The organism is Marinobacter sp. DSM 26671 (assembly GCF_900112835.1).
GTDB lineage: Bacteria > Pseudomonadota > Gammaproteobacteria > Pseudomonadales > Oleiphilaceae > Marinobacter > Marinobacter flavimaris.
In genome coordinates this window covers 38680-64418 of the sequence record NZ_FONF01000013.1, presented here as the reverse complement: position 1 = coordinate 64418, position 25739 = coordinate 38680, and the positions used below count along the sequence as shown (strand labels likewise).

The window sequence follows — 25739 nt, the reverse complement described above, 5'->3', positions numbered from 1 at the left end:
CACCTCGACGAGGCAAGGTGTTGAAAACGTTGCGTCCCCTTCGTCTAGTGGCCTAGGACTCCGCCCTTTCACGGCGGCAACAGGGGTTCGAACCCCCTAGGGGACGCCAATTTTTCCGCGTTGAAATGTCAGGGAAACCGAAGTTTCCCAATGACATTGTCAGACCGGCTTTTGGCCTTGCTTCCCTTCTTTTCTGTCCTGGTGTCCGTGCTCCTTCTGATCTTTCATCACGAAGATGCCAACACCCACGAAAAAGCCAACCATCAGCAGTACAGTAGCAATACCCGCGATTACAACGGCGTCCATATACATGCTGTTTCCCCTTCCGGCAATTAACTTGATTAAACTCAGGTTACGCCCGGGCTGCCCGCAAGGTATTGATCCAGGTCAACGTATTTGTCAGACCAGCTGTACGCATAAATACTGAACCACAACACATTTCCTTCGATTTTTCCTGCATTTGCAAGGCATTTGAAAGAAACTGCTGCTATAGTCGGAAACAAAGGAAGTGTCCGATCTCCTAACCGGTCTGGGTGGCTGAAGTTCAAGACATGCCAAAACTGTCGACGCGTCTTCAACGTTTTCGCACAGGCTCGCCCCTGTCTTTCAGGCTGCTGGCCTGGATTCTTCTGTTCAGCTCCGCCTTTACACTGGTAGCCTCCGCGCTCCAGATCTACTCCGATTATCGAAAAGACCTCTCACAAATAGACAACCGCATGCAGGTGGTTGAAGCCGGCTATGCATCCAGTCTGGCCCGCAGTCTGTGGGCCCTGGACCAGAAACTGCTGCAAACCCAGATGGAAGGCATACTCAGTTTGCCCGATGTGGTTCATCTGCGGCTGAGGATCGAACCCGATTCCGAGCTGGTTATGGGAGAAATCCCGCGGGACGCCAAAACCACCTCCCACAGTTTCAATCTCGTTCATCAGGGCGATGAAATGTTCAAACTGGGTGAGCTGACGGTGACCGCAGACCTGGACCGGGTCTACGATGAGCTCAAGCGGAAGGTGGGGGTCATTCTCCTGACCCAGTTCCTGAAGACGTTCTTTGTATCGATCCTCATTATCTGGATATTCCAGCATTTCGTGGCACGCCATCTGACTACCATGGCGAATTACGCCCGGGACTTTTCGCTGAAAACCACCTCGAAGCCACTAACACTGGATAGGCCCAACACACCATCCAACCGGAACGACGAATTGGGTCGCGTCACGGACGCCATTAACCAGATGCGCGAGCGACTGAACGCGGATATGGAGCGCCAGCAAAAAGATGCGGCGGAAATCCGGAAGTTTTCCAAAGCCATTGAACAAAGCCCCTCCTCGGTCCTGATCTGCGACCGGCAGTGGCGCATCGAATTTGCCAACCAGAAATTTACCCAGTTAACCGGCTACGAGGCTGCTTCGATCATTGGCAAACACCCTGGCGCACTTGGGGACAATGATATTGAAAACCGTGAAAGCCGACACCTGTGGCAATCCATCCGCCTGCAGGTGCAGCGCGTCGGGGTCTGGCAGGGTGAAGTGAACAGCGTGCGCCGTAATGGTGAACGCTTCTGGGAGCAACTGATTGCCACCCCTATCAAGGACGAATCCGGCGGCACCACCGGTTACCTCATCCTGGGTGAAGACATCAGCATCCGCAAACGCTATGAACAGCAGCTCCTGCGCCAGGCCAACTACGACATCCTGACCGGGCTGCCCAACCGGATGCTGGCCCTGGACCGTCTGAAACTGGCACTGGCCCAGGCACGTCGGGAAAGTACCCTCGTGGGCGTGATGTTCCTCGATCTCGACAACTTCAAGCACATAAACGACACCCTCGGCCACGATGCCGGAGACAACCTGCTGATTGAAGCGGCCCGTCGAATTTCCAGCTGCCTCCGTGGCACCAGTACCGTTGCACGGCTGGGGGGCGATGAGTTCCTGGTCATCCTGCCGGGGCTGACCGGCCCGGAGGCTTCGTCGCAGGTGGCAGAGCGTATCCTGAAAACCTTCTCACCGCCCTACATACTCAATGGTCAGGAGGTTTTTGTAACCACGAGCATCGGCATCGCTATTTTCCCGACGGACTCTGACAACAGCGGCACGCTGCTGCAGCACGCCGATGCCGCCATGTACCAGGCCAAACACAAAGGCAAGAGTTCCTTCGCGCATTTTGCCCCGGAAATGACCGAGGTCTCCCACGAGCGCCTGAAGATGGAATCCAGCATGCGCAGGGCTCTGGAGCTGAAGGAATTCGAACTGTATTTCCAGCCGATCGTGAATACCGATTCCGGCACCCTTTGCTCGGTGGAGGCACTGCTGCGCTGGAACAACCCGGCCATGGGCATGGTGATGCCCGATCGGTTTATTCCCCTGGCCGAGGAAACCGGCCTGATAACACCCATCGGAGAGTGGGTTCTTGAAGAGGCTTGTCGGGCCGCCGTGGGATGGAGGCAGGCCATCGGAAAAGACATCGGTATTTCCGTGAACGTGTCCCCACGCCAGTTCCGGGATCCCGGGTTTACCGAGGCCGTGATGCACGCCCTCTCTACCAGCGGTCTGGCACCGGAACAGCTGGAACTTGAAATTACCGAACGACTGATTCTGGACAACTCCATTGAAACCGCCGAAATCCTGCGCCAACTCGACAAAGCCGGGATCCGGCTGTCAGTAGACGATTTTGGTACCGGCTACTCGGCCCTCAGCTATCTGAAGAGCTACCCGTTTGATACCCTGAAGATCGATAAATCGTTTGTTCAGGATGTCATGAAGGAACCTGAAGATGCTTCACTGGTGCGGGCCATTATCAACATGGCCCACAGCCTGGGCCTGCGGGTGATCGCTGAAGGCGTGGAAGAAGAGGCTCAGACCCACTTCCTGAAAAAGGAAGGTTGCGACTTCTCTCAGGGTTACTTCTACAGCCGCCCCCTGCCGGCACCGGATTTTGAAGCCTGGCTGGCCAGCAATCATCGGGTATAGATCGAAAACCGTTGGAACCTGACTCCCATGGAAGACACCGTACTTGTCGTGAACTGCGGCAGCTCATCCCTGAAACTCGCCTTATTCGATGACCAACACAGAAAGCTGGCATCCGCTCTCGCTGAGCGTCTCGGTCAAAACGACGCATTTGCTCGCGTTGAAGGCCAGGAAGGAACCATTCCTCTGGACCCGGGCGCCAACCATGATCAGGCGCTGACTGCACTGGTTACAGCATTCCGGGATCAGGGGCTGATGGCGTCCGCCCCGACGGCCGTTGGTCACCGGGTGGTTCATGGTGGCGAGACTTTCCGTGAAGCTGTACTGCTTGATGACGATGTCATCAATGCTATTGAGGACTGCGCTGGTCTTGCACCACTGCACAATCCGGTCAATCTGTCCGGTATTCGAGCAACCCTGGCCCAGTTTCCCGGGGTGCCCCAGACTGCCGTTTTCGACACCGCCTTTCACCAGACCCTGCCCAAAAGGGCATTCCTCTATGCGCTACCAGAGGCCTGGTATCGCGATTGGGGCGTCCGCCGTTATGGGTTCCACGGCACCAGTCATGCCTTCATGGCCGCCGAAACTGCCCGTTTGTTGGGAAAAACACCGGCAACCACCTCGGTCATCTCGGCGCACCTGGGCAATGGATGCAGCATTACGGCCATCCGGGACGGCATCAGTGTCGATACCAGCATGGGCCTTACGCCACTGGAGGGACTGGTAATGGGAACCCGCAGTGGGGATGTCGACCCTGGCCTGTTCGACTTTCTAAGCGGCAAAGGCTTCGCCGCCGATGAGGTTCACCGGATCCTGAACCAGGAAAGTGGCCTTCTCGGCCTGTCCGGCCAGACCAATGACATGCGCTCGCTCTGTGAACTCGCGGATCATGGCCATGAGCCATCACAAACCGCCATTGATGTTTTCTGCTTCCGGCTCGCCCGTTACATTGGGGCCATGATGGCGTCCCTTAGCCACCTCGACGCGCTGGTTTTCACTGGCGGCATTGGGGAAAACAGTGCCCGGATCAGAGCCGAAACCATCAACCATCTCAAGCTCATGGGGTTTGAGCTCAGTCCGGACCTCAACAACCATCATGGCGAGTTCAGCGACGGGCGGATCGAAAGCCCCGACTCCAGGTTTCCCGTGTTGGTGATCCCCACCAACGAGGAACTGGTTATTGCACGGGAAGCATCCCGGCTTGCCGGCTCGGTCGCCCCGGCCTGACCCACGCGCATCATCAGGAATACCACCATGGCAAAGAGTCTCTTTTTTGCACCGACATCCATAGATTCAGGGCTCACGTCAGTTTGCCTGGGTCTGCTGCGCGCCCTGGAGCGAGTGGGCGTGAGTGTCGGCTTTTACAAACCTTTCTGCCAGACCGTCCACCGGGCGGAGTCCAGGCACAATGCCGGCCAGGACTCCTCCGTGGCGTTCGTGCGCGCCAGCAGCCATCTGAATCCACCAGATCCGATTGCCCTGAGGGAAGCCCAGCAACTGCTCAACAGGGGCAAATCGGATTACCTGCTGGAGACGGTGGTCGGCGAATACCAGAAGGTTGCCCGGGACGTGGACGTGGTGATCATCGAGGGCCTGGTGCCGGACCGCAGCGAAGCCTATATTGCCAGGCTGAACGTGGAGGTCGCCCGCAACCTGGGCTCCGAGGTTATCCTTGTGAGTACCCCAAAGAACCTGAGCGCCCAGCAAGTGGATGAAGAGATGGACTTCTCATCGCGCCTGTTTGCCAATCCAAGCGACCCGAATGTCATAGGCGTCATACTGAACAAGGTGGGAGAACCCGAGCAGGCGGGGCTTGAGCCCCGATCCAGCAGCAACCACCCTGCCCCGAGCGTCATCGATTACCAGACCCAGTGTAAGGTCTTCAGCGATGGCCGTTTTCGGCTGATTGCCGAGATCCCCTGGCAGCCAGAGCTGCTTGCACCGCGAGTCTCCGACATCGCGAGGGAACTGGGGTTACCGGTTCTCAATGAGGGCCAGATGCACGCGAGGCGGGTCCAGAAGGTGTCGTTGTGTGCCCGAAGCATTCGGAATATGACCGAGACTCTGAGACCCGGCACCTTGCTGGTGACACCGGGCGATCGGGAGGACATTGTGGTGACCACGGCCGTTGCCGCGCTGAACGGAGTGCCGCTGGCCGGCCTGATGCTTACCGGCGGCCTGATGCCGGATCAGCGTGTGATTGATCTCTGCCACCGGGCGCTGGAAACGGGTCTGCCGGTACTGGGCTCGGATGCCAATACCTATGAGACGGCGCACATGCTGGCCAACCTCTCGTCCGCCATTCCCATTGATGACCCCAAGCGGATCGAAAAAGCGATGGAGGCAGTCGCCACCCGCATAGACACGGACTGGTTGCAGCAGCATCTCAAGGTCGCGCGACAGGGTCGGCTTTCTCCGCCGGCGTTCCGATACCAGCTTTCAGAACGTGCCCGGGCTGCCAACAAGCGCATCGTCCTGCCGGAGGGCAGCGAACCACGAACCGTACAGGCAGCCATCATCTGTCATCAGCGCAAGCTGGCACGGTGTGCCCTGATAGGTAATGCGCAGGAGATACGGCGGGTTGCGGATTCCCAGGACCTGGAACTGCCGGAGGATATCGAGATCATTGATCCTTCGGAGGTGCGTCAACGCTATGTCGGCCCGATGGTGGACCTGCGCAAGCACAAGGGCCTGACATCGGACATGGCCGAGGCCATGCTCGAGGACAATGTTGTCCTCGGCACCATGATGGTGGCTCTGGATGAAGCAGATGGCCTGGTGTCGGGGGCCGTTCACACAACGGCCAATACCGTGCGCCCCGCTCTTCAGCTGATCAAGACCCATGACCATGCGAAAGTGGTCTCTTCCGTGTTCTTCATGCTACTGCCGCAACAGGTGGTGGTGTATGGAGACTGTGCCATCAATCCGGACCCGAACGCCGAGGAACTGGCCGACATCGCCATCCAGAGTGCGGAGTCTGCGGAAGCCTTTGGTATCGAGCCGCTGGTCGCCATGATCAGTTACAGCACCGGAGAGTCCGGCAGCGGCCAGGATGTCGAGAAAGTCAGGGAGGCGACGAGGATCGCTCGCGAGCGCAGGCCGGATCTGCTGATAGACGGACCACTCCAATACGATGCAGCGGCCATCGAAAGCGTCGCAAGAAGCAAGGCGCCGGACAGCAAAGTTGCAGGCAAGGCAACGGTCTTCGTATTCCCGGATCTGAACACCGGCAATACCACTTACAAGGCGGTTCAGCGAAGTGCCAATGTGGTCAGTGTCGGGCCAATGCTTCAGGGCTTGCGGAAGCCGGTGAACGACCTTTCACGTGGGGCTCTGGTGGAGGATATCGTGTTTACGGTTGCGTTAACCGCTGTGCAGGCCAAGCAGGTGGAAAGTGCGGGGCCGGACCATGAATAAGTCCTGAGCCCGGCCACTCACTCAGCGCTTGAGGCTCTTCTGACGCTGTTTTTTCGGACGACGGCCTTTCTTCTCGTCGTTGTCCTTCTTGACCTTCTGACGCGGAGTCAGCCGATCCACTTTGCCGGCAAACGGATTTTCACCCGATTTGAACTCGAAGCGGATTGGTGAACCCGTTACCTTCAGAACCTTACGGAAGGTATTCTCAAGATATCGTTTGTATGCGCCAGGCAGGGAATCCACTTGGTTACCGTGAACCACAATCACAGGGGGGTTGGAACCGCCCTGGTGCGCGTAACGCAGCTTGATCCTGCGACCGTGCACCATGGGTGGCTGATGCTGGGCAATAGCATCCTGCAGAATCGCAGTCAGGCGGTTGGTTGGCCATTTCGCCATCGCGGACTCATAGCAGGCTTGCACCGACTCATACATCACGCCGACGCCGGAGCCGTGAAGCGCCGAGATATAGTGCTTATCAGCGTAATCCAGAAAGTCGAGGCGACGCTGAACCTGTTCTTTCACCCGGGCGCGGTCTTCCGGGTCCATGCCGTCCCACTTGTTGACGGCAATGACTAGCGAGCGGCCGGCATCCAACACAAACCCGATCAGGTGAAGATCCTGATCAACCAGACCTTCCCGGGCATCAATAACCAGGATAACCACGTGGGCGTCATCGATCGCCTGCAGCGTTTTTATGATGGAGAACTTCTCCACCACTTCGCTGACATTCTTTCTTCGACGGACACCGGCGGTATCAATCAACGTGTATTGGCTGCCCTGGCGCTCGTAGGGTATATAAACGCTGTCCCTGGTAGTGCCAGGCATGTCATAAACCACCACACGGTCCTCACCGAGCATGCGGTTGACCAGTGTGGACTTGCCCACGTTCGGCCTGCCTACCACGCCAATGCGGATGCCGGGGTAGCGATCTGCACGGTCCTCTTCTTCCCGCTCCTCTTCAGAGGGCAGCAGGATTTCAAGCATGGAGCGGATTCCGCGGTTGTGGGAGGCTGCGATCAGGAACGTGGATTCAAAGCCAAGGCTGTAGAAATCCGACGCGGCGATGTCCGGATCTTGTCCATCGGTCTTGTTCACGACCAGATGCGCCTGCTTGCCCGAGCGGCGCAGACTGTCTGCAATCAGCTCATCGCCTGCAGTAAGGCCGGCCCTGCCGTCCACCAGGAATAGCACGATGTCCGCTTCTTCTACCGCCTGCATTGACTGGCGGGCCATTTCAAGATCAAGGCCCCGCTCGTCACCGGTAAGACCACCGGTGTCTATGACGATGAAGCGCTGCCCCTCGTAGCTGCCCTCACCGTATTTGCGGTCACGGGTAAGCCCCGGAAAGTCCGCAACCAGGGCATCCCTGGAACGGGTCATCTGATTAAATAATGTCGATTTGCCGACGTTAGGGCGTCCGACAAGGGCAATAACTGGGGTCATAATGGGGGATCAATCCTGCGGCTTAACCTGGAATACGGCCATCTTTCCGCTGTTGCCAAAAACCAGCAGGTTACCATTGGCGAGGCGCTGTGCCGGTACGCGGATACCCTCATCGTCGAACTCCAGCTGGCCAACCAGCTTGCCATCCTCACGGTCAATGACATGCAGGTAGCCTTCAAAATCGCCGACCACCAGATAGTCTTCATAAACTATTGGCTGGGTCAGCTGCCGCCAGGCCAGACGATCCTGGGTCCAGACTTCCCGACGATCAGAGCCTCTCAGAGCAACAATGTCGCCATTGGCCGAGGCCAGATAGATCTCGCCGCCACCAATCATCGGGGAATAGAGGCTGGATGCCTTCCGGCTCCAGATCTCCTGCCCGGTACGAATATCAACGAGGGCAAGTTTGCCCTGGTAGCCAACCACCATGACGGCGGTCTCAATGACCAGGGGCTGCCCCGTCACGTCAACCAGCCTTTCAAGCTCGGTGCGCCCCTGAGGCTGGCCCACTTCATACTGCCACATGGGTTGCCCCGAGGCTGCCGCCAGAGCGATCAATTTGCCACTGGCAAAGGAGGCAATGACAACGTCTCCACCGACCAGCGGCGCCGCAGCAGCCCTCATGGACAGAACCGGAACCGTGCCGTCGTACTGCCAGAGTTTCTCACCATCGGTGGCACTGAATCCCAACACCTTGCCGTCCGTCGTATGGGCCACCACCAGGGAGCCGTTGGACTGGGGCGACGACAGTACTTCGGTGGGCAGCGACTGGCGCCACAGCTCGGAGCCGTCCTCACGGGATAGCGCCACCAGATCGGCGTTCTCGGTGGTCAGATAGAGGTTCTGCCCATCGCCACCGAGGCCCGAGAAGATGCGCTCTTCAAATTCAGATTCCCAGACAACCTTGCCGGAATCCGAGGCCACGGCGTAAATCTCACCATTCGCCGATGCGGCGTAGATCAGATCCCCGGTATTCAGAGGTGCCAGGTAGAGAAAATCACCATCATGACCGTCGCCCACGGACATGCTCCAGACTCTCTTGAACTCGGCAGACGTCTCAATCTCGGGAACCGGAACAGGTTGTTCGAACGTATCGGTCGCGCTACAGCCGGAAAGTGCGGCCAGAAGAGCCAGCCCCAGGAGAAGTCCGCGCTTTGAGATGCTGTCGCGGAGAACCGGCATCAGGCATCCTCCCCGACACCGAGGTCTGCCAGTTTCAGCTCCAGAATACCGCTACGACCCTGCTGGCTCTGTTCACGGGCGGCAAGGTAGGCCTCACGTGCGCCCTCCCGGTCACCCTGCGCCAGCAGGATATCGCCACGGAGTTCGGAGTACATGGCATCAAACGCATCGGCATCACCGGCGCCCTCGATGGTGGCCAGAGCAGCCTCGTACTGGCCTGCGGAGAATTGGGCACGAGCCAGACGATTACGGACCACAAGCGCCAGTGCCTCATGCTCTCCGGTTTTTTCCAATGCCCACTTCAGGGAATCAATGGCGGCTTCGGCGTTACCCTCCTGCATCAACTGCTGACGGGCGAGGATCAGGTTACCGTAGACCGCATAGGCGCTATCCGTGTAGTCCTCCCGCAGGGTCTGCGCGACGAAAGCGACGGTCTCGCCGCTGGTTTCATCGGCCTGGTCACTAAAGGCATTGAGGAGGTTGGCAAACTGGTTGGCTGCCTCGGTGCGTTGCTGCGCCTGATGGTTCTGCCAAGCCTGCCAGCCGAACACAATGGCCAGGGCTGCACCAATGCCGATCAGCAGAGAACTGCCGTTTTTCTTCCACCAGTCCTTGATCGCCTGGACCTGTTCTTCTTCGGTGCGCAACTCTGCCATGGGGACTCCTGTTGTCGAATTTTTGCTTTTGTATCAGTAAATTTGGTCAGATTCAGTTGGCCAGCGCCGCTGCCAGAGTGTCCGCAAGCTTGTCCTGGGCGATCTCCGCCTGCGGCTCGTCGGCTCGCAAGGGTTTAAGCCCGGCGGTGCCGTTGGCCACTTCGTTCTCGCCCAGAATCACCGCGTACCTGGCACCACTGCGGTCTGCCTTTTTCATCTGGCTTTTGAAACTGCCACCGCCACAATGGGAAACAATCACACGCTCTGGCAGGGCTGCCCGGAGCTGTTCAGCCAGAACGAGCGCAGGCGCCAATGCGCCCTCGCCCATCGCCGTTACGTAGACATCGGCATTGCTGTTTACGTGCTCAGGAACCAGTTCCAGCGTTTCCAGCAGCAGGATAAGGCGCTCAAGGCCCATTGCAAAGCCCACTGCAAAGGTCGGCTTGCCACCCAGCTGTTCCACCAGGCCATCGTATCGACCACCTGCACACACCGTACCCTGGGCGCCGAGGCTGTCGGTAATCCACTCGAACACCGTCTTGCCGTAGTAATCGAGGCCCCGCACCAGCGCTGGATTCACTGAATAATTCACCCCTGCAGCCTCAAGAAGCGCCTTCAGGCGCTCGAAGTGCTCGCGGGATTCTTCGTCGAGATAGTCGTCAAGGCTGGGCGCGTTTTCGAGGATTTTCCGCGTGGAAGGATCCTTGCTATCCAGAATGCGCAGGGGGTTCGATTCGAGGCGACGCTGGCTATCGGCATCCAGGTCTGCCTTGAACTGACCGAGGTAATCCACGAGGGCGGACCGGTAAACCCGACGGGACTCCGACGTTCCGATGGAATTGATCTCAAGCCGGGTATGCTCGGCAAGCCCAAGCTCTTTCCAGAGCCTTGCCGTCAAGATGAGCAGTTCGGCATCAATGTCCGGACCGTTCATGCCAAAACATTCCACGCCAATCTGATGAAACTGGCGATAGCGGCCTTTTTGCGGACGTTCGTGCCGGAACATCGGGCCGGTGTACCAGAGACGGCGGGTCTGATTGAACAGAAGACCGTGCTCTTCGGCGGCCCGAACACAACCGGCGGTGCCCTCCGGGCGGAGGGTCAGACTGTCACCGTTGCGGTCTTCAAAGGTGTACATTTCCTTTTCGACGATGTCGGTCACTTCACCAATCGAACGCTTGAACAGATCGGTCTGTTCCACAATCGGCATGCGGATTTCCTGGTAGCCATACTGGGCCAGTACTCTGCGAACCGTGGATTCCACAAACTGCCAAACCGGCGTCTGCTCCGGCAGGATATCGTTCATCCCGCGAATTGCCTGAATCTTTGCCAATGTTAACCCTTAACTTTTTCTGGATGGTTATGCCGGGAACTGGAAACAATCAGTTGTCTGACCGGGCAATAATCGAATCTTCCTGTTCCTTGCGCCGTGCCACTTCCTCGCGAATCAGGCGCTCCAGATCATCCGTCAATGTCGCGTTGTCCAGCTTCTGGTTCGGCTTTCCCGCCATGTAGAAGAGGTTCTTGGGGCTCCCGCCGGTAAGTCCGAGATCCGCCACTTTCGCCTCACCCGGACCGTTTACGATGCACCCGATGATCGCCACATCCAGAGAATCGTTTACATCCTCCAGACGAGCTTCCAGATCATTCATGGTCTGGATGACATCGAAATTCTGCCGGGAACAGCTGGGACAGGCGATGAAGTTTATACCGCGACTGCGCAGGCGCAGGCTCTTCAGTATATCGAAGCCCACCTTGATTTCCTGCACGGGGTCCGCTGCAAGCGATACCCGGATGGTGTCACCGATGCCGTCCATCAACAGCATGCCAAGGCCAATGGAGGACTTCACGGTTCCGGATCTCAAACCACCGGCCTCGGTGATGCCAAGGTGCAGGGGCTGCTCAATCTGCTGGGCAATCTTACGGTAGGCATCGACCGTCATAAACACTTCCGACGCTTTCAGGCTAACCTTGAAATCCTGGAAGTCATGACGATCCAGGATATCGATGTGGCGCATGGCGGACTCCACCAGCGCGTCTGCCGTCGGCTCGCCATATTTGCGCTGGAGAGACTTCTCCAGCGAACCGGCGTTCACACCAATGCGAATGGGAATGTTGCCGTCCCGGGCCGCACTGATCACGGCACTGACGCGGTCATCGCGGCCGATATTGCCAGGATTGATCCGGAGACAGTCAACACCCAGTTCTGCTACCCGAAGAGCGATTTTGTAATCGAAGTGGATGTCGGCAACCAACGGCAGGGAAACCTGCTCCCGAATCTTCCCGAACGCCTCAGCGGCGTCCATGGACGGAACGGAAACACGCACTATGTCCGCACCTGTCTCCTGCAATGCCTTGATCTGGCCAACGGTGGCCTCTACGTCACAGGTTTCGGTGTTGGTCATGCTCTGCACCGCAATCGGCGCGTCACCACCCACAGGAACATTGCCCACCATGATCTGGCGGGATTTGCGTCTGATAATCGGGGAATCCTGTTTCATGTCTTACTGACCGATATGGAAAATTTGATCAAATTTCAGATTGTCAGGGTGAATTCTGACCGGTTGTTAACAACCCGGTAGCCACCGATATCCACTGGCTCGCCCTGGAAACGGATGGATTCAACCGCATCGACTGCGCCAATCACAACCCTCAAGGGCGTCGGCCCCTCGATATCAATCAGATCCCCGTTACGCTGGAGCGAATTCACCAGGCGGTTACCGGCTGCGTCACTGATCTGCACCCAACAATCGTCACTGAAGCGAATCTGGAGTCGACCGTTGTCCGAAGCATCCGACAGCCCATTCGGGTCTTCCAGAACCGGCTCGGGGGTCTGGACGACCGCAGGAATCTGATCGGTAACAGGCTCGGTTGCATCAGCCGCGCCATCGTCCGTAGCCAGTGTGTTTTCAGGCAACTGATTTTCACCAACGTCAGTTTCAGGCGCTTGAGCCTCAGTTTCTGTTTCAGACTGCTGCACGGTAGGCGCCTCCGCCTCCATAACTGCCGATTCCGACTCTTCAGCACTGGCAACAAGCACAGGTTCGGAGCGCTCTGGCTCGGCCAACGCAGCCGATTCCTCGGCTTCAGCAGGAGCAGGCTCCTCCGGCACTGATTCCGGTTCTGTCGTCGGCTCGGAAGGCGCCGGGCCCTGTGAAGGAGCCAGAAAGGTGAAAGCAAGGTATCCGGCAATGCCCAGCACCACCAGGAAAAACAGAGCCTTGGCAAGCTGACGTTTACGACGTCTGCGACGTTCGATGTCTACCAGCGGATTGGCTTCCTGCTCCTGTTCCCGCTGTTGCCGAATGGGTTCCAGTTCCTGGTCGAGGTCGGCAATCACTGCATCTGCGTCCAGCCCAACCTGTTTTGCATAAGCCCTGACATACCCTTTCAGAAAGAGTTCACTGTCAATCTGGCTGTAATCTCCCGACTCGATCGCCTGGATTACCGAAGGACGCAAATGCTGCGCTGCTGCGACATCACCGGTACTCAGACCGGTTTTCTCCCGTGCCTTTTGAAGCTGCCGCCCTACGGGCTCCTTCATAGCTGGCTGTGAGTTTTCTTCAGTTGCCATTAGAAATCAGCACCTTATATTGTTGGTATTCGACTGACTCCGGAAATTTGTTTCTGAGTTGAAGCGCAAGGCTCGCCTCCTGGTTTTCATCACTGTAGAAGCGGGCAATGCGGATTCCGGTAAGAAGGCTCTCCGGTGAGTGGACCAGACGCTGATTTCGCTGCATCAATGAAATCAGTCGCGAGTAATAGCGTGCCGCGTCGTCGTAGTCGCCAGTCTCTACGGACACCCGGGAGAGCGCCAGCAGGGAACGTGCATCGCCTCGTGTCAGCTCCACTGCGCGGCGATAGGATGTGGCCGCAGCTTCCAGTTCTCCGAGGCGCTCCTGGGTCATGCCCAGGTTAAAGAAAACCGAGCCGCGATCCTGATAACCGGTATCCCGGGACGCAGCACGGAATTGATCCCGCGCGTCTTCCATCCGGTTCTGGCCGAACAGGAAAGCTCCGTAATAAACCCGCGCCCGTGTGTACCCTGGATCCTCGGAAATAGCCTGTTTGAAATTACGCTCAGCCAGTTCTGGCTCACCCTCGGCGTTATAGACAAGCCCCATCGCAGCCCTGGCGCCCGGGTCATCTGAATCCAGTTTCAATGCCCTGTCGAGGTGATGGCGTGCACGTTCAAGATTGCCCTGCCCAATATAGGCCGTGGCAAGTTTCACATAGTTATCGAGCGCTTCCTGCTGATCTGCTTCCCGTGAAAACCGACTGTCGGTAGTGGTAACGCAACCTGTAACCAGCAGGGTCAGCAACAGGGTGGCCAACACGAATGAACGTCGGTTTGCTGGTGGTGTTATCACGGGTGTCCCCTTCCTCGATTGGGCTGCAAGACGTATCTGGTTCAGGGATTCACCTGCTGAACCTGAATATACCGCTGACTCCGCCGGGTTCTGTCCTCGACCCGCCCGACCAGTTGCCCACAGGCGGCGTCAATGTCATCGCCCCGCGTGGTTCTGATGGTGGTGATGTAGCCAGCTTCGTTAAGAACGTTCTGGAACCGCCGCGTGGCATTCATACTCGGTCTCCGGAAATCGCTCTCCGGAAACGGATTGAAGGGAATCAGGTTGATCTTGCACGGAAGATCCCGCAACAGCACCGCCAGTTCCCGGGCGTGCTCGGGCTGATCGTTCATCCCCTCGATAACGGTGTACTCGATTGTAGCCTTACGCTTGTCTGGCAAACGGGCGAAATACCGCTTGGTGGCCGCAAGCAGCTCTGAGATCGGGTACTTTTTATTCAACGGAACCAGTTTGTTACGCAGTTCATCATTCGGGGCATGCAGGGAAATGGCCAGTGAAACATCGGTAACTTCCGACAGGCGATCCAGCGCGGGCACCACGCCAGAGGTACTGAGGGTCACCCGGCGCTTGGAGATCCCGTACGCCAGATCCTCCATCATGAGGTTCATGGCGTCCACGACATTGTCAAAATTGAGCAGGGGCTCGCCCATGCCCATCATGACCACGTTGGTAATCGGCCGATCGGGGCCCGGCTCAAACGGCATGAAGGCCTTGCGCGCAACCCACACCTGGCCAATGATTTCCGCCGCAGTCAGATTACGGTTAAAGCCCCGCTTGCCGGTGGAGCAGAAGGTGCAGTCCAGGCTGCAACCAATCTGTGAGGAAACGCAGAGTGTGCCGCGTTCGCCATCGGGAATCAGTACCGTCTCCACGCTGTTGCCGTTATCCATGCGCATCACCCACTTGCGGGTGCCGTCTTTGGAGGTTTCGTCGTACACCACCTCAGGACCACGGATCTCGGCAACCTGCTTCAGCTTTTCCCGAAGCGCCTTGCTCATATTGGTCATTTGATCGAAGTCATCGGCGCCACGCTGATGGATCCACTGCAAAACCTGAGTGGCACGGAAACGCTTCTCTCCCAGGGACTCGAAGAAGGCCTCGAGCTTTGCTTTTGGCATTCCCAGGAGATTGGTTTTTTCAGCGGCCGCTGTCATTTCATAACCTCGATCAGATAATCAATTCGGAGGCGACCGGATGATCGCCCCCGATCAACGCAATCAACCCCTCGGGCAGATCTCGTTGTCATTGAAGAAGTAAGCGATTTCGCGCTCGGCAGAAGCCGCGGAATCAGAGCCGTGAACGGCGTTTGCGTCGATGGACGATGCGAAATCAGCGCGGATAGTGCCCGCCTCGGCTTCTTTCGGGTTGGTCGCGCCCATCAGGTCACGGTTTTTAAGGATCGCGCCTTCACCTTCCAGAACCTGCACAACCACCGGACCGGAGGTCATGAATGCAACCAGGTCGTTAAAGAACGGACGCTCTTTGTGCTCTGCGTAAAAGCCTTCTGCCTGCTCCTGGGTGAGGTGCATCATCTTGGCAGCAACGATGTTCAGCCCAGCTTTCTCGAAGCGGCTGTAAATTTCGCCGATCACGTTCTTTGCGACCGCGTCGGGCTTGATAATCGAGAGCGTGCGCTCAGTTGCCATGGTATTTCTCCAGTTTGTGGATGGTTAAAATTCTGGCCTGCGATTATACGCAGTCCGGGGCAAACTTCCTACCGCACTGCGCGGAGGCGACTAACAACATCAACTATTTGCGCGCTGGCAAACGCCACTTCCTCGTTCGTGGTGTAGCGGCCGATGGAAAAGCGCAGCGCACGATGGGCCTGCTGTTCACTCAACCCGATGCCACGAAGCACATATGAGGGCTCTACCGTGGCTGAAGCGCAGGCCGAACCGGAGGATACCGCCAGATCCCGAAGGCCGAGCATGAGGGACTCCGCATCGACGCCTTCAAAGGAAAGATTCATTATGCCCGGGACGCGCCGGGATTCACTGCCGTTGAGAGTGACACCCTCGAGAGGCCGGAGCCCCGAAAGAAACGCCTCCCGCAGGGCTTCCAGCTCCTCCACTTCCTGTTCAAGCGCGGATTGGGCGATCTCGAACGCCTTCCCCATTCCGACAATCTGATGGGTGGGGAGCGTTCCGGAGCGCATTCCTCGCTCATGGCCACCACCATGAATCTGCGCCTCAATACGAACATCTGGCGACCGCCTGACGTACAGGGCGCCGACGCCCTTCGGGCCATAAACCTTGTGGCCGGAAAGCGCCAGCAGATCCACCGGCATGGAGCCAACATCAATTGCCATCTTGCCGGCGGCCTGGGCGGCGTCTACGTGAAAAAGAATGCCTCTCTGGCGCAATTCGGCACCAATGGCGGCAATATCATTGATTGTTCCAAGCTCGTTGTTCACCAACATCAGGCTGACGAGCACGGTATTTTCCTTGAGCGCGTCCAACACCTGATCAAAACCGATGGTTCCGTCGGCTGCCGGCTCCAGCCAGGTGACTTCAGTACCCTGATGCTCCAGCCACTTGCAGGTATCAACAACCGCTTTGTGCTCGATCCTGGAGGTAACGATATGAGCGCCCTGCCGGCCGGCAACCGCCCCTTTGATGGCGAGGTTGTCTGATTCCGTTGCCCCCGAGGTCCAGACAATCTCCCGCGGATCAGCGTGAACGAGACTGGCGACCTTCTTGCGTGCAGCTTCCACTGCGGCTTCTGCCTGCCAACCATAGGCGTGGGTGCGGGATGCCGGATTACCGAATACACCATCCAGCGTGAGGTATTTCATCATTTCATCAGCAACGGCTGGATCAACGGGCGTGGTGGCCGCGTAGTCCATATAAACGGGCTTTTTCATGGATTCCGGAAACTTGTTGGTGTCAGGCCGGCGCCTGATCGGACAGGCGTTCGGTATTGATGGTTTCAGAGCCACTGTCGGACTGGCGGCGATTTTGCCGGTCCGCAACCTGGCGAATTTCATGCTTCCTCATCAGATCTCCGAGACTGATCTCGCTGAGAAACTGATGAATCTGATCACTGAGATCAGACCAGAGGTGGTGGGTCAGACATTTCTCGCCATTCTGGCAATCGCCTTTGTTGCCGCACCGGGTGGTATCCAGCGATTCGCTGACGGCATCAACAACTTCGGCAATGTAGAGATCAGCCGCAGGACGACTGAGCCTGTATCCACCACCGGGACCGCGAATACTGACAACCAGTTTCTGGCGGCGGAGACGGGAGAAAAGCTGCTCCAGGTAGGACAGTGAGATTTCCTGACGCGCCGATATATCGGCCAGACTCACCGGCCCCTGGTCTCCATGCAGAGCCAGATCCAGCATTGCCGTAACGGCATAGCGGCCTTTGGTGGTCAACTTCATAGCGTCAGCCCCATGGCGGGATTGAATCTCAAAAATGCAGAACAGAGTATGAATTGACCAACCATTTCAGTCAAGTATTCAGCGCCGCACCTCTTCGTCGTCTCGCACGCAATCGAAATCCTCCTCGTGGAGCGGTGGCAGTTCGCCATTCTGGTATTCACTGTTCACCTTGCGCAACGCCTTGCACATATTCTCTATGCGGTCATCCACGGCATGCATGTGATCAAGCAACGAGCGCATGGCCCGTGCGACGGGGTCCGGCATTTCTTCTGTAACGCCGTATGCATCGAAGCCCATTCGCTCTTCCATCTCCTTGCGGCGGGCATCGTCTTCGCCCTGGCGTTTGACAATAACGCGGCCAGGGATACCTACAACGGTTGCTCCCTCTGGCACTGCCTTGGTAACCACCGAGTTTGAACCAATCTTGGCACCCTCGCCTACTTCAAAAGGCCCCAGAATCTTGGCGCCGGCACCAACCACCACACTGTTGCCAATCGTGGGATGCCGCTTACCCTTGTTCCAGCTGGTTCCGCCCAGCGTAACGCCCTGATAGAGGGTTACGTCGTCGCCAATCACCGTAGTCTCACCAATAACAACACCCATGCCGTGGTCGATGAAGAAGCGACGACCAATGGTTGCACCCGGATGAATCTCAATGCCGGTAAGCCAACGGGCGATCGTCGAAATGGTCCTCGCAAGCCATTTCAATCCCAAACTCCACAACCAATGGGAAAACCGATGGAAAAGCAGTGCGTGCAAACCGGGATAGTTGGTGAGCACTTCAAAGGTATTCCTGGCGGCGGGGTCCCGATGGAACACGCTGTTAATGTCTTCCCGCAAACGCTCAAACATGGCCATTGTCCTGTTCCGTCGCCGCAGTATCGGCCTCGGTTGATTTGCTGTTGTTCCGTGTGCCCGACGCTTTCTGCACAGCGGTGAGGATGCCCCGGAGGATATTGATCTCCATCTGATCAAGTCTGGCTCGCTGGAACAGCCGCCGCAAGCGCGTCATAAGCTGCCTGGGGTTCTCCCGCCGATGGAAATCAACATCGATAAGCACCTGCTCAAGATGCCCGAAGAAGCCCTCAACATCGTGGACTTTCGCCGGCGGCACATCCCATCCTTCGTCCCCGGGCCGGGTCATCGACTTTAAGTATGGGCTTCCCTCACCGCATTCAAGGCTTCGGAGGTAATACATCCGCAATTCATAGCACATGACCTGCACCGCCATGGCCAGGTTGAGAGAGCTGTAATCGGGATTGGAGGGAATATGAATATGATAATGACAACGCTGCAGCTCATCGTTGCTGAGACCATGGTTCTCCCTGCCGAACACCATGGCCACCGGGCCACTGCCGGCGTGCTCTGCGGCCGCGGCCGCAGCCTCGGGCGGGGCGCACACCGGCCAGGGGACTTTTCTGCCCCGGGCACTGGTACCCATTACCAGAACGCAGTCGGCAAGCGCCTCATCGAGCGAAGACACCACGTGGGCGCTATCAAGCACATCTGAAGCCCCCGCCGCACGGGCGTATGAAGCCTCGTCCGGAAACGAAGACGGGTTGACCAGCCACAGGTTGCCGAGCCCCATATTTTTCATGGCACGGGCGACTGCGCCGATATTGCCTGAATGGGATGTCTCAACCAGAACGATCCGGATCTGATCCTGGAATGTTTCCGTCCCTTCCTGTGGAAGTGCGCTTTTATGCATTGTTAGCAGGCCCAAGGTTATTGATCAGGGCGGCAATGATAGCAGAAAGCAAAGGCACCCTGCCCCTCCGGAGTACCCGTAACCTCTGGTTATTCGTGCTATTGCTGAGTCAAAAAACATACAAGCGGGGTGATCTTTTGCTATGATACCCGGCCTTCACACACCCGGATAATGAACACTCAGATGCAACCAGCTATTAAAATGGCCCTGCGCGTCGCGCGTCAGGGGTCTGATTATCTGAAAGCCCATTTCGAGCGCCAGGAACCTACCGGCAAGGACGACTCAGAACGCCGTCGTCAGCTGGAACGGGTTGAGCAATCTATTTATGACAATTTTGCCGAACAGCTCGAAAAAGCCTACAAGGACCACAGCATCGCGCCCCTGAACGAAGCGGATGCCGGAACCAGCGAAAAGAGCTGGCATATTTTCCCTGTCCTGGGCCGTGAAAATTTCCTGCGGGGCATTCCGGAGTTCGCTCTGGCCCTGTCCCAGAAAAAGAATAACCGAACTGAAAACCTGCTGCTGGTTAACCCCGTTACCGGCGAGGAATACTCGGCCAGCCGAGGCCATGGTGCGGCGCTCAACAGCCGCCGCGTGCGCGCTTCGGAAATCAAGCTTCCGGAGAAAGCCGCCATCGCTACCAACCTGCTGGACCAGGCTCGAAAGAGCGAGGATCCGATGCTCTGGGGCGAAATGGCCGCTGTACTGGCCAGGGATTCCGGTATGTTCCGTACCTCCGGCTGCGTGGTGCTGGATATCGCCCGTGTGTCCGCCGGATTGATGGACGCAGCCATCATCTTCCGTCCGGAAGCAGCCGAGCTGGATCTTGGCGTCACTCTGGCCATGGAATCCGGTGCCCTGACCGGTGATTTCTCGGGCAATCCGTCCACCGGGAACGCCCGCCAGCTGGTGGTTGCAAACCCGAAGCTGTTCCGCGAAGTGCTCAAGGTCCTGCATCCGTTCCGGGGCCGTCTGCCCCGCTGAACTCCCGGGCTCTCTGAGACACAAAAAAACCGCCACATTGTGTGGCGGTTTTTTTATGCCCGGAAATCGGGGAACAACTACGATTACATCCGGTTCAGCCACTCCGGCGGCTGCTCTTCTTCTTCGGCATTTTCCGCGCCTTCTTTTGCCGGCACGATCAGGTCATCTCGAGACACGCCCATCACCATCAGCAGATTCGCAGACACGTATATGGAAGAGTAGGTACCGACGACCACACCAATAATCAGAGCCAGGGCGAAGTTGTTGATTGCCTCACCACCCAGGAAATACAACGCAAAAAGCACGACAAGCGTTGTCCCGGATGTATTGATGGTGCGTGCAATGGTCTGATGAATGGATTCGTTGATGATATCCCAGGGCTCACCCACACGCATTTTGCGGAAGTTCTCCCGGATGCGGTCAGCAACAACGATGGTATCGTTCAAAGAATAACCAATGACCGCAAGCAACGCAGCCAGAACGGTAAGATCGAAGGTCCACTGGAATAACGCAAATACACCCAGAACGATAATGACGTCGTGAGCCAGAGGCACCACCGAGGCAATACCGAATTTGAACTGGAAGCGCATACCCACGTAAATCAGCACCACTGCAAGGGCAATCAGCAATCCGAGGCCACTGTCCTCCTTGAGCTCCTCACCAACCTGGGAACCGACAAACTCGGAGCTTACCAATTCCAGCTCCGCGCCCCCCTCCTCGAGGGTTCGGGTAACTTCAGGTGCCAGCTGATCATTGTCAGCTTCAGCCATGCGCACCAATACCGTGGTGTCAGCCCCGAAGTTCTGAACAGAAAACTGTTCGTAGCCGGCAGCCGTCAGCCTGGAGCGGATTTCATCCAGTTCCGGAGCCTCTGCATATTCAAATTCAACAGAGGTGCCGCCGGTGAAATCCATACCCAGGTTCAAGCCACGGATGGCCAACAGCGCGATAGACACAACGATCAGCGAGATGGAAATTACGGAAGCAATCTTCCGCAAACCCATAAAATCAAACGGTTGCTTTTGATCTTCAGACATTGGCGAGCTTTCCTCCGATCGACAGCTTCTCGACCCTGCGGCCGCCGTAAATAATGTTAACGATGCTCCGGCTGACCATCAGGCCAGAGAACATCGACGTCAGAATCCCGATGCAGAGTGTCACCGCAAACCCTTTCACGGGGCCGGAACCCATTGCGAAAAGAATCACGGCAACCAGCAATGTGGTGATGTTTGCATCAAAGATGGAAACAAAGGCTCGGGAATAACCGGAGTTGATGGCCGTCTGGGGCGGCACGCCCGATTTCAGCTCTTCCTTTATCCTCTCAAAGATAAGCACGTTGGCATCCACCGCCATACCGACGGTCAGAACGATACCGGCGATGCCTGGCAGGGTCAGTGTCGCCGAGAGGATCGACATGCACGCAACGAGCAGCATCAGGTTCAGTGTCAGCGCAATGTTCGCTACCACGCCAAATCCGCGGTAGTAGACAAGCATGTAGAGCAGCACCAGCCCGAAGCCAAGCGCAACGGACATCATGCCGGCGTCTATATTTTTCTGGCCGAGGCTCGGACCAATGGTCCTCTCCTGAACAAAATACATCGGGGCGGCAAGTGCACCGGCGCGCAAGAGCAGCGCCAGTTCTGCGGCTTCCGGAATGGAATCAAGCCCGGTGATCCGGAAACTGCTGCCCAGAGCGGATTGCACTGTGGCAAGGCTGATTATGCCTTTCTCCACAACGCGGTTCTCCACCTCCTGAGGCTCGCCGTCTACCATTCTGGTTTCGGTTTCCGTGCGGTACTCGATGAACAGCACGGCCATCCTGCGGCCAATAGCATTGCGGGTGGCCCGGTTCATCAGGTCGCCACCGACGGAATCCATGGTGATATTGACCTGGGGTTGGCCGTTTTCGTCAAACGCCTGCTGGGCATTGGCCACGTTGTTACCGGTCGCGATCACCTCCTGCTCGAGGCGCGCGGTGCGCTGTGGCTGATCCCGGAAACCAAACTCCTCGGTCTCGCTGCTGGGGGCGTCCTGGCGGGCCTCCATGCGGAACTCAAGGTTCGCGGTTGCACCAAGTACGCGCTTGGCCTGTGCGGTGTCCTGTACGCCAGGCAACTCAACAATAATCCGGTCGGCACCCTGTTGTTGAACGAGGGGCTCAGCAACACCGAGCTCATTCACCCGGTTACGGATCGTTGTGAGGTTCTGCTCCAGAGCATAGTCCTGAATCGCAGTGACCTCAGCCTCGGAGAGCGTCAGGACGAGGAGGAATTCATCACCCTCGGTCTGCTCATCGAGAAGGAATTCGTTGTACTGGTCACGCACCATGTTGAACGCTTCGGTGCGGGAGGCTTCATCACGAAAGCTGAGAACGATCTCGCGGTTATCCTGAACATCTCCGCCACGATAGCGGATCCGCTCTTCCCGCAACTCCCGCTTGATCTGGCCAGACATGGCATCCAGACGCTGGCTGACTGCGGTTTCCATGTCGACTTCCAACAGGAAGTGGACACCGCCACGAAGGTCCAGACCCAGCTTCATCGGGCCGGCACCCAGGCTCTTCAGCCAACCGGGCGTGGAGGCGGCCATATTCAGTGCAACCAGGTATTCGTTTCCAAGAGCAGCCTGCACCAGGGGACGGGCCTGCAATTGGTCTTCAGAGTTGGTGAGACGGATCAGAGCATCCCGATCCTGAAGAGTACTGCTTTTCACCTCGATGCCCCGGCTTTCCAGCACACCAACGGCCCTGTCGAGCACACCGGCATTCACCGCGGTGCTACTGCGGGCGCCGGTAATCTGGATGGCGTAGTCGTCGGGGAAGAGGTTGGGCAAAGCGTAGATAAACCCGATCACGAGCGCGACCAGGATAACCAGGTTTTTCCAAAGCGGATACTTGTTCAGCATGGGATCCCTTGTAGCCGGCCTAGCGGCCAGACTTGGTGTTTCAGCCAGGAAGATTCAAACCGGCCACCAGGGATGGCCGGCTAAATGGCCCCCGCTCAGATGTCCTTGAGCGTGCCCTTCGGCAGCGCCGCAGCAACGGCTACTTTCTGGACCTTGATCTCTACGTTGTCAGCAACTTCCACAACGATGAAATCGTCAGTCACCTTGGTAATTTTGCCGGCAACACCACCAGAGGTCACAACTTCATCACCTTTATTCAGGCCGGACATCAGAGCCTTGTGCTCTTTCGCACGCTTGGACTGCGGGCGCCAGATCAGGAAGTAGAAAATCAGGATGAAGCCGGCGAAAAAGATCACCTGGCCCATAACACCCATTCCCTGAGCAGCCGGGTCCTGCGCCATGGCAAGAGCAGGCATCAGAGCCAAAAGGCCGGCAACGAGCATTTTAATAGCTTTCATTGAATATCTCCGTTGGTTTAGCGAATAGATCAAACATTGCCCAGGGGCGGAACGGTCTCTCCGCGCAGAGCATAGAAGTCGGTTACAAAGTCCGACAATGTACCTGCTTCAATGGCCCCACGCAATCCAGCCATCAGGTTCTGGTAGAACCGGAGGTTGTGGATGGTATTCAGTTGTGAGCCAAGCATTTCTCCACATTTATCCAGATGATGAAGATAACTTCTCGAAAAATTCTTACAGGTATAACAGTCGCAGCGATCGTCCAGCGGCGCGGTGTCATGACGGTGCCGGGCATTGCGGATTTTTACGATCCCGGTTGACGTAAATAGATAGCCATTCCTGGCATTGCGGGTAGGCATTACACAGTCGAACATGTCGACACCGCGACGTACCGCCTCGACGAGATCTTCCGGCCGGCCCACGCCCATCAGGTACCGCGGCTTGTCTTCCGGCATTTTCGGCGGCAAGTGGTCGAGAATCCGGATCATGTCTTCCTTGGGCTCGCCAACCGACAGACCGCCAATGGCGTAGCCATCGAAGCCGATCTCTGTAAGCCCTTCCAGAGAGCGGTCCCTCAGGCCTTCGTACATACCGCCCTGAACGATGCCGAACAACGCCGCAGGATTCCCCTCGTGGGCATCTTTGCTCCGTTGCGCCCATCGCAGCGACAGTTCCATGGAATCTTTTGCCTGACGCTCGGTGGCCGGATAAGGCGTACACTCGTCAAATATCATAACGATGTCCGACCCGAGATCCCGCTGCACCTGGATCGCAATCTCCGGTGACAGCTCCACCGGCGAACCATCTACCGGAGAACGGAAGGTAACCCCGTCCTCGGTGATCTTGCGCATCTCACCCAGACTGAACACCTGGAAACCGCCGGAGTCGGTCAGGATAGGCCCATGCCATTGTGTGAAATCGTGAAGGTCGCCATGGGCCTTGACCACCTCAGTACCGGGCCGAAGCATCAGGTGAAAGGTGTTCCCCAGGATGATCTCTGCCCCGATTTCATGGATATCGCGGGGCAGCATACCCTTCACCGTGCCGTAGGTGCCGACAGGCATGAATGCAGGGGTTTCAACGGTGCCCCGTGGGAACGTCAGGCGGCCACGACGGGCACGCCCATCCTCTCCCAGTTTTTCGAACGACATGAAACAGGTTTGTGTCACAAGGCCTCCCCGGCATTATCGGTACCGGCTTCATTGGATTCCACGGCTGAGCCCAGCAACATGCCACGGCTGGGTTCCTGCCCGGTAATAAACATGGCGTCGCCGTAACTGAAAAAGCGGTAGCGTTCCTTTACCGCTTCCCGGTAGGCCGCCATCACATTGTCATAGCCGGCGAACGCACTGACCAGCATGATCAGGGTGGATTCCGGCAAATGGAAGTTCGTAATCAGGGCATCGACGGTCTGGAAGCGATACCCCGGGTAAATAAAGATATCGGTCTCACCAGTGAACGGCCGCAACCGACCGCCCCGACTGGCAGACTCAAGGGAGCGAACTGACGTGGTGCCTACCGCAACCACGCGCCCTCCCCTTGCGCGGGTCCGCTCGATCGCGTCAACGGCGTCCTGGGGGACATTCACCACCTCGCTGTGCATGGTGTGATCTTCGATTTTGTCCACCCGAACCGGCTGAAAGGTCCCGGCACCCACGTGCAACGTCACAAACGTGCTTTCAATTCCACAGGCGGCCAGTTTTTCAAGCAGACTCTCATCGAAATGCAGCCCCGCCGTCGGTGCAGCAACGGCGCCGGCCTCCCGGGCATAAACGGTCTGGTAACGTTCCCGATCAGTGGATTCGTCCGGTCGATCAACGTAAGGCGGCAGTGGCATATGGCCAATGCGCTCCAGCACGTCGAGCACTGGTTCCTCAGCTTCACACACCAGATGAAACAGCGCTTCTTCCCGGCCCGACATACGCATGCAGGTACCGTCCTCCAGAATAATCTTCTGGCCATCCTTCAAAGCCTTGGAGGCACGAACATGGGCGATGATTTCATGCTCTCCAGTCACCCGCTCAACCAGCACTTCAACCTGGCCACCGGTTTCCTTTTTGCCAAAAAGCCGCGCCGGTATCACCCGTGTGTCGTTGAACACTAACAGGTCGCCGGGCTGAAGCAGGTCAGGAAGTTCACTGAAAATCCGGTGATTGAGCTTTCCGGAGAGACCATCAAGACAAAGTAGCCGGGACGCGCTGCGATCTTTGAGCGGATAGCGGGCGATCAATTCGTCCGGCAGGTCAAAATGAAAATCGGAGACATTCATGGAAT

23 protein-coding genes and 1 tRNA gene are annotated in these 25739 nt (G+C 57.3%); 5 read left to right on the top strand and 19 right to left on the bottom strand.

Annotated elements, in window-relative coordinates; genetic code table 11:
* Nucleotides 1-33: 33 nt before the first annotated feature.
* Nucleotides 34-109: transfer RNA gene (locus tag BM035_RS14735), tRNA-Glu, on the top strand.
* A 50-nt stretch (nt 110-159) separates the two neighbouring features.
* On the opposite strand, the gene ccoM is transcribed toward BM035_RS14735, so the two are convergent.
* Nucleotides 160-312, bottom strand: coding sequence for a cytochrome c oxidase subunit CcoM (gene ccoM, locus BM035_RS23285; RefSeq protein ID WP_175497402.1), 153 nt, complete (start codon nt 310-312; stop codon nt 160-162).
* Nucleotides 313-551: 239 nt separating this feature from the next.
* Here ccoM and BM035_RS14730 point away from each other — a divergent pair, with 239 nt between their 5' ends.
* Genes BM035_RS14730 through pta form a run of 3 tightly spaced genes read left to right on the top strand, consistent with a single transcriptional unit; the run spans nt 552 to nt 6377 of the window.
* Nucleotides 552-2963, top strand: a complete 2412-nt coding sequence (locus BM035_RS14730) for a bifunctional diguanylate cyclase/phosphodiesterase (RefSeq protein ID WP_053115570.1) — start codon at nt 552-554, stop codon at nt 2961-2963.
* A gap of 27 nt (nt 2964-2990) precedes the next feature.
* Complete coding sequence (locus BM035_RS14725; RefSeq protein WP_092032837.1) at nt 2991-4187, top strand: acetate/propionate family kinase; 1197 nt, start codon at nt 2991-2993, stop codon at nt 4185-4187.
* Between the two features lie 27 nt (nt 4188-4214).
* Nucleotides 4215-6377, top strand: a complete 2163-nt coding sequence (gene pta, locus BM035_RS14720) for a phosphate acetyltransferase (RefSeq protein WP_053115021.1) — start codon at nt 4215-4217, stop codon at nt 6375-6377.
* A gap of 21 nt (nt 6378-6398) precedes the next feature.
* Here the strand turns inward: pta and der are convergent, their stop codons facing one another.
* From der to trmJ, 13 genes are all read right to left on the bottom strand, one after another.
* Nucleotides 6399-7820, bottom strand: coding sequence for a ribosome biogenesis GTPase Der (gene der, locus BM035_RS14715; protein WP_053115020.1), 1422 nt, complete (start codon nt 7818-7820; stop codon nt 6399-6401).
* Between the two features lie 9 nt (nt 7821-7829).
* Nucleotides 7830-9002, bottom strand: a complete 1173-nt coding sequence (gene bamB, locus BM035_RS14710; RefSeq protein WP_092032834.1) for an outer membrane protein assembly factor BamB — start codon at nt 9000-9002, stop codon at nt 7830-7832.
* Entirely contained in the window at nt 9002-9658 is a 657-nt protein-coding gene (locus BM035_RS14705) for a YfgM family protein (RefSeq protein ID WP_064228076.1), read from the bottom strand. Before BM035_RS14705 ends, bamB begins: the two co-directional genes overlap by 1 nt.
* A gap of 52 nt (nt 9659-9710) precedes the next feature.
* On the bottom strand, nt 9711-10991 hold the full coding sequence (gene hisS / locus BM035_RS14700) for a histidine--tRNA ligase (RefSeq protein WP_075267707.1): 1281 nt from the start codon (nt 10989-10991) through the stop codon (nt 9711-9713).
* A 49-nt stretch (nt 10992-11040) separates the two neighbouring features.
* The gene (gene ispG / locus BM035_RS14695) at nt 11041-12159 is read right to left on the bottom strand and encodes a flavodoxin-dependent (E)-4-hydroxy-3-methylbut-2-enyl-diphosphate synthase (RefSeq protein ID WP_092032831.1); all 1119 of its coding nucleotides are present in this window, start codon (nt 12157-12159) and stop codon (nt 11041-11043) included.
* A 35-nt stretch (nt 12160-12194) separates the two neighbouring features.
* Nucleotides 12195-13232, bottom strand: a complete 1038-nt coding sequence (locus BM035_RS14690; RefSeq protein ID WP_008174331.1) for a RodZ domain-containing protein — start codon at nt 13230-13232, stop codon at nt 12195-12197.
* Nucleotides 13222-13995, bottom strand: coding sequence for a type IV pilus biogenesis/stability protein PilW (gene pilW / locus BM035_RS14685; RefSeq protein WP_008174329.1), 774 nt, complete (start codon nt 13993-13995; stop codon nt 13222-13224). Before pilW ends, BM035_RS14690 begins: the two co-directional genes overlap by 11 nt.
* Nucleotides 13996-14069: 74 nt before the next feature.
* Nucleotides 14070-15182: a 23S rRNA (adenine(2503)-C(2))-methyltransferase RlmN gene (gene rlmN, locus BM035_RS14680; RefSeq protein WP_092032828.1), complete on the bottom strand. Its 1113-nt coding sequence runs from the start codon at nt 15180-15182 to the stop codon at nt 14070-14072.
* A gap of 63 nt (nt 15183-15245) precedes the next feature.
* Nucleotides 15246-15674, bottom strand: coding sequence for a nucleoside-diphosphate kinase (gene ndk, locus BM035_RS14675; protein ID WP_008174325.1), 429 nt, complete (start codon nt 15672-15674; stop codon nt 15246-15248).
* A 68-nt stretch (nt 15675-15742) separates the two neighbouring features.
* Entirely contained in the window at nt 15743-16891 is a 1149-nt protein-coding gene (locus BM035_RS14670; RefSeq protein ID WP_092032826.1) for an IscS subfamily cysteine desulfurase, read from the bottom strand.
* Between the two features lie 22 nt (nt 16892-16913).
* The gene (gene iscR / locus BM035_RS14665; protein ID WP_008174321.1) at nt 16914-17411 is read right to left on the bottom strand and encodes a Fe-S cluster assembly transcriptional regulator IscR; all 498 of its coding nucleotides are present in this window, start codon (nt 17409-17411) and stop codon (nt 16914-16916) included.
* A 78-nt stretch (nt 17412-17489) separates the two neighbouring features.
* Nucleotides 17490-18263, bottom strand: a complete 774-nt coding sequence (gene cysE, locus BM035_RS14660) for a serine O-acetyltransferase (RefSeq protein ID WP_053115569.1) — start codon at nt 18261-18263, stop codon at nt 17490-17492.
* Nucleotides 18256-19119, bottom strand: a complete 864-nt coding sequence (gene trmJ / locus BM035_RS14655) for a tRNA (cytosine(32)/uridine(32)-2'-O)-methyltransferase TrmJ (RefSeq protein ID WP_092032824.1) — start codon at nt 19117-19119, stop codon at nt 18256-18258. Before trmJ ends, cysE begins: the two co-directional genes overlap by 8 nt.
* Before the next feature lie 183 nt (nt 19120-19302).
* Here trmJ and BM035_RS14650 point away from each other — a divergent pair, with 183 nt between their 5' ends.
* Nucleotides 19303-20103, top strand: a complete 801-nt coding sequence (locus BM035_RS14650; RefSeq protein ID WP_053115017.1) for an inositol monophosphatase family protein — start codon at nt 19303-19305, stop codon at nt 20101-20103.
* 83 nt (nt 20104-20186) lie between these two features.
* On the opposite strand, the gene secF is transcribed toward BM035_RS14650, so the two are convergent.
* The 5 genes from secF to queA all read right to left on the bottom strand — a co-directional run bounded on the left by secF (nt 20187) and on the right by queA (nt 25734).
* The gene (gene secF / locus BM035_RS14645) at nt 20187-21140 is read right to left on the bottom strand and encodes a protein translocase subunit SecF (RefSeq protein ID WP_053115016.1); all 954 of its coding nucleotides are present in this window, start codon (nt 21138-21140) and stop codon (nt 20187-20189) included.
* The gene (gene secD, locus BM035_RS14640) at nt 21133-23007 is read right to left on the bottom strand and encodes a protein translocase subunit SecD (RefSeq protein WP_092032821.1); all 1875 of its coding nucleotides are present in this window, start codon (nt 23005-23007) and stop codon (nt 21133-21135) included. Before secD ends, secF begins: the two co-directional genes overlap by 8 nt.
* A 95-nt stretch (nt 23008-23102) precedes the next feature.
* Entirely contained in the window at nt 23103-23465 is a 363-nt protein-coding gene (gene yajC, locus BM035_RS14635; protein ID WP_053115014.1) for a preprotein translocase subunit YajC, read from the bottom strand.
* Nucleotides 23466-23494: 29 nt separating this feature from the next.
* Complete coding sequence (gene tgt, locus BM035_RS14630) at nt 23495-24616, bottom strand: tRNA guanosine(34) transglycosylase Tgt (RefSeq protein WP_053115568.1); 1122 nt, start codon at nt 24614-24616, stop codon at nt 23495-23497.
* Between the two features lie 14 nt (nt 24617-24630).
* A complete protein-coding gene (gene queA, locus BM035_RS14625) occupies nt 24631-25734 on the bottom strand; it encodes a tRNA preQ1(34) S-adenosylmethionine ribosyltransferase-isomerase QueA (protein ID WP_008174307.1) in 1104 nt (367 codons plus the stop codon).
* Nucleotides 25735-25739: the final 5 nt, after the last annotated feature.